We start from the raw sequence: 7156 nt of genomic DNA, 5'->3' as shown, positions 1-7156 counted from the left end.
TGAAATCGCATGGTGTAAGCTCTTGCTTTCCAAATAAGAGCGCAATGCGATACGTATCAGCATTGCAAACCTATTTGCGATGAGCATCATGCCCGGGGGCGCTCGCGTTCCCGGGCATGTTTTTTGAAAGGGAAGACGTTTGGATATCATCCGCGTTGAAGGTGGTCACGCTATCGAGGGATCGGTTTGCGTCTCTGGCGCAAAGAACTCCGCTCTAAAGCTTATGGCCGCCACGCTTCTTGCTCCGGGCAAGACCACACTCACCAATGTCCCGAACATCTCAGACGTTCACGTGATGGGCAAGGTCCTCAAGCGTATGGGCGCCACTATCGAAGTGGTGGACGAGCACAGTCTTGTCATCGATACCTCGAGCGTTGACTCCTGGGAAGCTCCGTATGAGCTTGTTGCCAAGATGCGTGCCTCTACCGCCGTCATGGGCCCGTTGCTCGGCCGCTTTGGACGCGCCAAGATCGCCATGCCGGGCGGTTGCAATCTTGGTGCCCGTAAGATCGATATGCACATCCTCGGTCTTGAGGCCCTTGGCGTCGAGTTCGATACCGATCACGGCTATATCTACGCGGATGCAAGTAAGGGCTTGACCGGTACGTCGGTAACCCTTGAGTTCGCAAGCGTCGGCGCTACCGAGAACCTCATCATGGCCGCGGCCAAGGCCAAGGGCGAGACGGTTATCGATAATGCCGCCCGCGAGCCCGAAATCGTCGACCTCGCCAATATGCTTAATAAGATGGGCGCTAAGATTACCGGCGCCGGCACGCCCGTGGTGACTATCGAAGGCGTGGACGAGCTTCACCCCGTTGAACATCGTGTTGTGGGCGACCGCATCGAGGCTGGAACATTTTTGGTGGCGGGCGCCATCATGGCGTCTGAGCAGGGCGTTGAGGTTACCGGGTTCAATCCCGTTCACCTTGGCATGGTGCTTCGCAAGATGGAGCTCATGGGCATACGCACGGAACGTACCGAGAACGGTATGAAGGTGTACCGCGCCGACCGCATTGCGCCGGTCGATATCCAGACGCTGCCCTTCCCCGGCTTTCCCACGGATATGCAGGCTCAGGTTATGGTCCTTTCCGCCTTGGCAGACGGCACCTCCATCATCACGGAAAACATTTTTGAAAATCGCTTCATGTTTGCATCCGAGCTTTCTCGCATGGGCGCGAATATCCGCGTTGAGGATCATCATGCGCTCATTCACGGCGTGGACGGCTTCTCCGGCGCGCAGGTAGTCTCTCCGGATCTTCGCGGCGGTGCCGCCTTGGTCATCGCGGGCCTTATTGCCGAGGGCGTGACGGAAGTCTCCGCTATCCATCATATTCACCGTGGGTACGAGCGATTTGTAGAAAAGCTTACAGCTCTGGGCGCCTGCGTTGAGCGCGTTACGCTGCCCGATTCTATCGACGATTAATGCAAGGAAACCTTATGGGTAAGAAGAAGCCTGTTCAACAGACCCGTCGTCCCTCAGTGGGGGCGAGCAGTCGCATCTATAGCCGCGATAACGTGAGCCGTTACTCGGAGCGTGCGCGCCAGCGCCGTCGTGGAAAGCTCATTCGGCGCACCATCGTCTGCACGCTGCTCGCGGTGCTGCTGTGCGGCGTGAGCGCAGCTGGCCTTTGGGTCTCTAAGATCGCCGGCAACCTCCATGGAGTGAATATCACAAGCGACTTGCTTGCAACGTTGGTCGATAGCAATGTTACAAGCGATCCCTTCTACATGCTGCTGCTGGGCACAGATGGCAGGCCGGGCGAATCGAGCTTCAGGTCGGATACCATCGTCCTTAGTCGCATCGACCCCAAGAACAAGCAGGTAACGCTTATTTCCATTCCCCGAGACACCCGCGTGACCCTAAGTAACGGCGAAACGGCGAAGATCAACTCCGCGCACGCGCTTGGCGGCCCCGATGATGTTGTCAAGGCGGTCAACGAGCTGTGCGGCATCGAGATATCCCACTATGCAGAGGTGAGTTTCGAGGGCATGCAGCAGCTTGTTGATGCAATCGGCGGCGTTGAGGTAGACGTTCCGGATAAGATCGATGACCCCAAGGCGGGCAATGTGGTGATCGAGCCCGGCCTTCAGAAGCTTAACGGCGAAGAGGCGCTGACCTTCTGCCGTTCGCGCGCTTTTGCCGATGGCGACTACACCCGCATGCGTCATCAGCGCATCTTCATTGCGGCTCTTGCCAAACAGGTTCTCAACAACACCGACGCCGCCACCATCTTCCCTCTGATCGACTCGCTTTCCGGCATGGTCGAGACGGATATGAGCATTCAGGATATCGTCGCGCTCGCCAACGCTATGCGCGGCATGAATACGGACGAGATTTGGTCTGCGAACATCCCGTCTACCACGGACGACTCTACTGGCGTGAGCTACGTTGTCGCGCTTGAAGACGAGCTTGCAGCGATGATGGAGCGCGTGGACGCTGGCGAGGATCCCAGGGGACCCCAGACCATTGGATCGACCACCGATGCTTCTGCCACCGTCGGTGACCTTTCCAACAATGAAGCGTCCGATTGGTCTAACGGCACCGCATCGGTAAGCGGTGAGACGGACTCTTCCGCAGAGGGGGAGGAGTAGCCAGTTCGATCGCGAGGGCGTTTTCGTAAACACCCCTTCATCATCGTCCCATGCAACATAAAAAGGCCGGGCGCCGCACGTCGAATCGACGCGGCGCCCGGCCTTTGCCGTATTAGGTCTTGCACTGTGGGCCGTAGGGCTAGCTGCGGGCAAACAGGGCGACCAGCTGCTCAAGCACATCGACCATGCGCTCAAGGGAACTAACGGGAATGAACTCGTTGACGCCGTGGCAGCAGTAGGCGCCGGTGGACAGGTTGGGGCAGGGCAGCCCGCGGAAGGAGAGCTGCGCGCCGTCGGTACCGCCACGGATGGGGATGACGTTCGCCTCTACGCCAGCCGCCTCAAAGGCCTGCTTGGCGGCATCGATGAGCTGCGGATAGTCGGCAACAATCTCCGCCATGTTGCGATACTGCTGCTCAATCTCAACATGCACGCGTTCCTCGCCCAGGTCGGCATTCATAAAGTCGGCGATGCGGTGCAGCCTGTCGATTTTTTGGGCAAACTTGCCGGCGCTGTGGTCGCGAACAATATAGCGCGCGGTGGCGTGGTCCACTGTGCTAGAGACGCCCTCTATGTGGTAGAAGCCCTCGTAGCCGGCGGTGTGCTCGGGGCGCTCGACCTCGGGCAGCATACTGTGGAAACGCGTGAAGAGGTTGGTGGCGTTCACCATACGGTCCTTGGCGTCGCCGGGGTGAATGGAATAGCCGTCAAATCGAACTGTGGCTTCGCAGGCGTTGAAGCACTCCCATTCCAGCTCGCCGATAGGGCCGCCGTCTACGGTATAGGCGTATAGGCAGCCAAAGTCCTCGATATCCAGCAGTTCGGCGCCGTGGCCAATCTCCTCGTCCGGACAAAAACAAATGCCCAGTGCGGGATGGGGGAGCTCGGGGTTTTGGGCAATTCGGGCGACAAGGGCCATAATCTCGGCAACGCCCGCCTTATCGTCGGCTCCCAGCAGCGTGGTGCCGTCGGTGCAAACTAGATCCTCGCCTACAAGGCTATTGAGCGCGGGCAGCTTTGCCGGAGTCATCGCAATTTTGTGTCCGTCCACTTCGCCGCAGACCAAATCGCCGCCCGTATACGTGATAATGTGGGGCTTTACGCCGGCTCCAGGCGCGACCTCGGTGGTGTCCAAGTGGGCGATCAGGCCAAGGGCGGGCAGGTGCTCGCAGCCCTTGCTTGCGGCAACGCGGGCGGTAACATACGCGTTTTCGCTTACGCGGACGTTTGCCGCGCCCAATGATTCCAGTTCCTTGGAAAGCACGTTTGCCAGGTCAAACTGCTTTTTGGACGATGGAACCTGGTCGCAGTGCTCTTCGGACGAGGTGGTGTCAATCTGGACGTAGCGCAAAAAGCGCTCGAGAACATCGGAATGCTCGATAGGCATGTGGTTCCTCCTTGTGTTGGCTGACGTGCCCGTACGTTTTCTAGGATACCCGCTTGTAAGCCGCGTGGGGTCGGCATGGGGTTGAGTTGCCGGTGCGGGAGGGTAGAATCGTGAGAGTGAAGAAAGGGGAATCCCGCATGGATACAACGGATAGCTCCCGCGAGCTCCACCTTACGGTCGCAAACGAAGATTATCTTGAATGTATGGTTCGCATCGAGCAGGAAGATGGCGAGCACGGTGGCGTTCGCTCCGTGGACATCGCCCAAAAACTCAATGTTTCCAAGGCTTCTGTCAATAAGGCCGTTACGGCGCTTAAGGGACAGGGCCTGGTTGAGCAATCGCATTATGGAAGGGTGATTCTCACGCCAGAAGGCAGGTGCGTTGGCGAGGCGGTGTGGTATCGCCACCGTCTTTTGCGAACATTTCTTATGCAGGAGCTTGGCGTTGAGTATGACCGCGCGGACTCGGAGGCATGCATGATGGAGCACGCGCTGTCAGAGGACACCATGAATCGCTGGCTGGCCTACCTTGAGGCTCAAGGCGTTGTGGTCGTGGACGAGTAGGTGCTCATGGTGGCGCAGGATTATTACAACAGGGACGCGGCAAAAGAGCTGATGGACCGCCTTGCCGCCGGACCCCTTGTTGCCCAGGGCCCCACGGGGAGCCTGCTGGTCGATGAGGCGGGCACAGCGGATGTACCGGCGGCATTTTGGAACATCGCCGAGCCGCTGGCGTTGACGCGCATGCACGCGCTCTACCAAATGGCGGGCGCGGATGTCCTTATCACCAACACGTTTCAGGCGAGTGCGCCCTGCCTTAAGCGCGACAGCATCTTGCAGGATTATCGTTCTGTCAACAGGGCGGGGGCGGACTGTGCTCTTACGTGCTCGCGTATCACGGGGGTGCCCGCCAAGTTGGTGCTGGGTTCCGTGGGACCGTGCGGCCTAGCGTGGGAAGATGCGGATAAGGACGAGGGCGAAGAGGGAGCCAAAGCGGATAAGGAGGCCGAGTCGGCCGTGCACAAGCTTGCACGCGAGGCCTATCGCAACCAGGCGACCATCTTGCTCGAATCCGGCGTCGCCGGCGTGCTGTTGGAGACCTTCTGCTCGCTGCACGACCTTGAACCCGCCGTGACAGGTGCGGTCGAGGCAGCCCACGGCATGCCCGTGCTGACTAGCTTCGCTATCGATGATGCGTGCCATCTCCTTTGGGACGGCACGGCAATTGAGCAAGCGTGCGAAGCCGCGCGCGATCTGGGCGCCCAAGCGGTTGGCGTGAACTGCTGTTCCGCATACGCTGCCACCCAGGCGGTGCCCCGCATGGTTCGCGCGGTCGATCTTCCCGTAATGGTTAGGCCCAACGCGGGCGCTCCAACTATGGACCAAGACGGTTGCCCGCATTGGGATGGGGATGTCGAGGGAGTAGCCAGGGCGTCTGTCCAATGGGTGGCCGACGGTGCCAGGCTGGTGGGAACGTGCTGCGGTTTTACGCCGATCGCCACCTGCGCCATCTCGGGCGCCTTGCACGGCTAACCGTCATGTCGCCCGTGCGCGAGACCCAGCGCGCGGGACATCGATGGGAAATTGACAACTCTGTGATTGTTTTGCACCCGTGTTGGCATGCGCCAGCACGGGTAACCTTTATAGGCCATGCCTAAACGTAAGGATGCTGTTACGCAATGAGCGCAATCATACATTTTGAAGCCGACGGCTGGAGGGCTCGCACGGACGGAGACTTCACAGAGGAAAACGTCGTGCGCATCGCTGATGCAGCCGGAGAGTATTGGAACAGAAGAAATCCTGGTGCCATGGTGTACGTGNNGCGCGCCCCGGTGCGGAGGAATGCGCGAAGGCGGCGGCCAGGACGCTTGCCGCCCATGGCGTCGCCGCCGTTTTGTCTGATCGAGTGGCGCCTACGCCGGCGCTAACCTGGGCCGTGTCGCGCAACCCACGCGTGTGCGGTGGCTTTGCGGTTACGGGCTCGCATTACCCCTATGACTACCTGGGCGTGAAACTGTGCAACGCAGACGGCGGCACCGGTTGCCCGGACTTTATCGAGGAAATAGAGCATCTTATCGAGCCCGAGGTCTATGGCGTGCGCGAGCACTATGCGATCAAAGACTTCGTGACTCCCTACTTTGACTATCTCAGCACGCTGGTCGACGGCGATGCCATTGCCCGCGCTCGCCTTAGGGTGGTGTACGACCCCATGTACGGAGCGGCTCGAACGTATATGCCACAGCTGCTGGGCGCCCTTGGTGTAGAGGTCGAGGAGATTCATGGTGCGGACGATGAAGGTTGGCGCGATGTGAGGCCGGAGCCAATCGAGCCTTGGGTGGATGACTGCGAGCAGGCGGTTGTCGAATGCGCCGCGCATGCGGGATTGATAAATGACGGAGATGCCGCGCGTGTTGGCGCGGTAGATGAGTGTGGCAATTACGTAAGCCCCCAAAAGATCATGGCACTAACGCTTGGGCACCTCGTAATCAATCGTGGAATGACCGGGCGGGTTGTGGTGAACCAGGCAACGTCAGTGTTGGCGCGCCGCGTCGCTCAATCGCTTGGGTGCAAGGTAACCGTGCGCCCCATCGGCTTCACCTATATATATGAGGAGATGCGAAAGGGGGGCGTTTTGCTGGGTGGAGAAGGGTCGGGCGGGTTCGCGATACCGTCTCACGTGGCCGAGCGCGACGGCCTGCTTGTCAATGTGCTTCTCTGTGAGCTGATGGCAACTACGGGGAAGAAGCTTGGCGAGCTGGTCAATGAGCTGGAAATGAACTTCGGCAGACTGTGGTACGGCCGGAGGGACGTTCGGGTACAGGTCGAACAGGTGGAAATGCTGAGAACGATAATGCCCGGATTAAATCCGGAGCTCGTAGGCGGACGAAAGCCCGTAGCGGTGAGTCATATGGACGGTCTGCGTTTTGAATTTCAGGACGAATCATGGCTGCTCTTGCGACCCAGCGCAAGCGAATCGGTCGTGCGTGTGTATGCCGAGGCGCCGTCAGTGGAAATAAGAGATGAGCTTCTGGATGCGGGAGCGGATATGGCCAAGGGGAACGCCTAGCGCGCGCTCGTAGAGCAGTGAAGCCGCTAGGGCAAAAAAGAAATATTAGCGGCTCGCTGTATGGATGTAATAAAGGAAGAAACAAGTTGGGCGAGCGGATCGATTCAATCG

The 7156-nt window shown here is 59.2% G+C and carries 6 protein-coding genes; 5 read left to right on the top strand and 1 reads right to left on the bottom strand.

Features of this window, described 5'->3' with window-relative positions:
- Window positions 1-139 precede the first annotated feature (139 nt).
- Window positions 140-1423: a UDP-N-acetylglucosamine 1-carboxyvinyltransferase gene (murA, locus tag B3H65_RS04310; protein ID WP_286684264.1), complete on the top strand. Its 1284-nt coding sequence runs from the start codon at window positions 140-142 to the stop codon at window positions 1421-1423.
- Window positions 1424-1437: 14 nt separating this feature from the next.
- A complete protein-coding gene (locus B3H65_RS04305; RefSeq protein ID WP_009141761.1) occupies window positions 1438-2592 on the top strand; it encodes an LCP family protein in 1155 nt (384 codons plus the stop codon).
- A gap of 139 nt (window positions 2593-2731) precedes the next feature.
- Here B3H65_RS04305 and pepT read toward each other — a convergent pair whose 3' ends face one another.
- Complete coding sequence (pepT, locus tag B3H65_RS04300) at window positions 2732-3979, bottom strand: peptidase T (protein WP_286684263.1); 1248 nt, start codon at window positions 3977-3979, stop codon at window positions 2732-2734.
- Between the two features lie 137 nt (window positions 3980-4116).
- On the opposite strand from pepT, the gene B3H65_RS04295 reads away from it, so the two are divergent.
- The 3 genes from B3H65_RS04295 to B3H65_RS04285 all read left to right on the top strand — a co-directional run bounded on the left by B3H65_RS04295 (window position 4117) and on the right by B3H65_RS04285 (window position 7045).
- Window positions 4117-4542, top strand: a complete 426-nt coding sequence (locus tag B3H65_RS04295) for a metal-dependent transcriptional regulator (protein WP_286684262.1) — start codon at window positions 4117-4119, stop codon at window positions 4540-4542.
- A 6-nt stretch (window positions 4543-4548) separates the two neighbouring features.
- Window positions 4549-5511: a homocysteine S-methyltransferase family protein gene (locus B3H65_RS04290; protein WP_286684261.1), complete on the top strand. Its 963-nt coding sequence runs from the start codon at window positions 4549-4551 to the stop codon at window positions 5509-5511.
- A gap of 250 nt (window positions 5512-5761) precedes the next feature.
- Window positions 5762-7045 (top strand): phosphoglucomutase/phosphomannomutase family protein, encoded by a 1284-nt coding sequence (locus B3H65_RS04285; protein ID WP_286684260.1) that lies wholly within the window; start codon window positions 5762-5764, stop codon window positions 7043-7045.
- The last annotated feature ends 111 nt before the right edge of the window (window positions 7046-7156 follow it).

The sequence above is a fragment of the Collinsella sp. UBA1693 genome (assembly GCF_002320115.1).
Taxonomy (GTDB): domain Bacteria; phylum Actinomycetota; class Coriobacteriia; order Coriobacteriales; family Coriobacteriaceae; genus Collinsella; species Collinsella tanakaei.
This window is presented reverse-complemented; position numbering and strand designations above follow the sequence as displayed.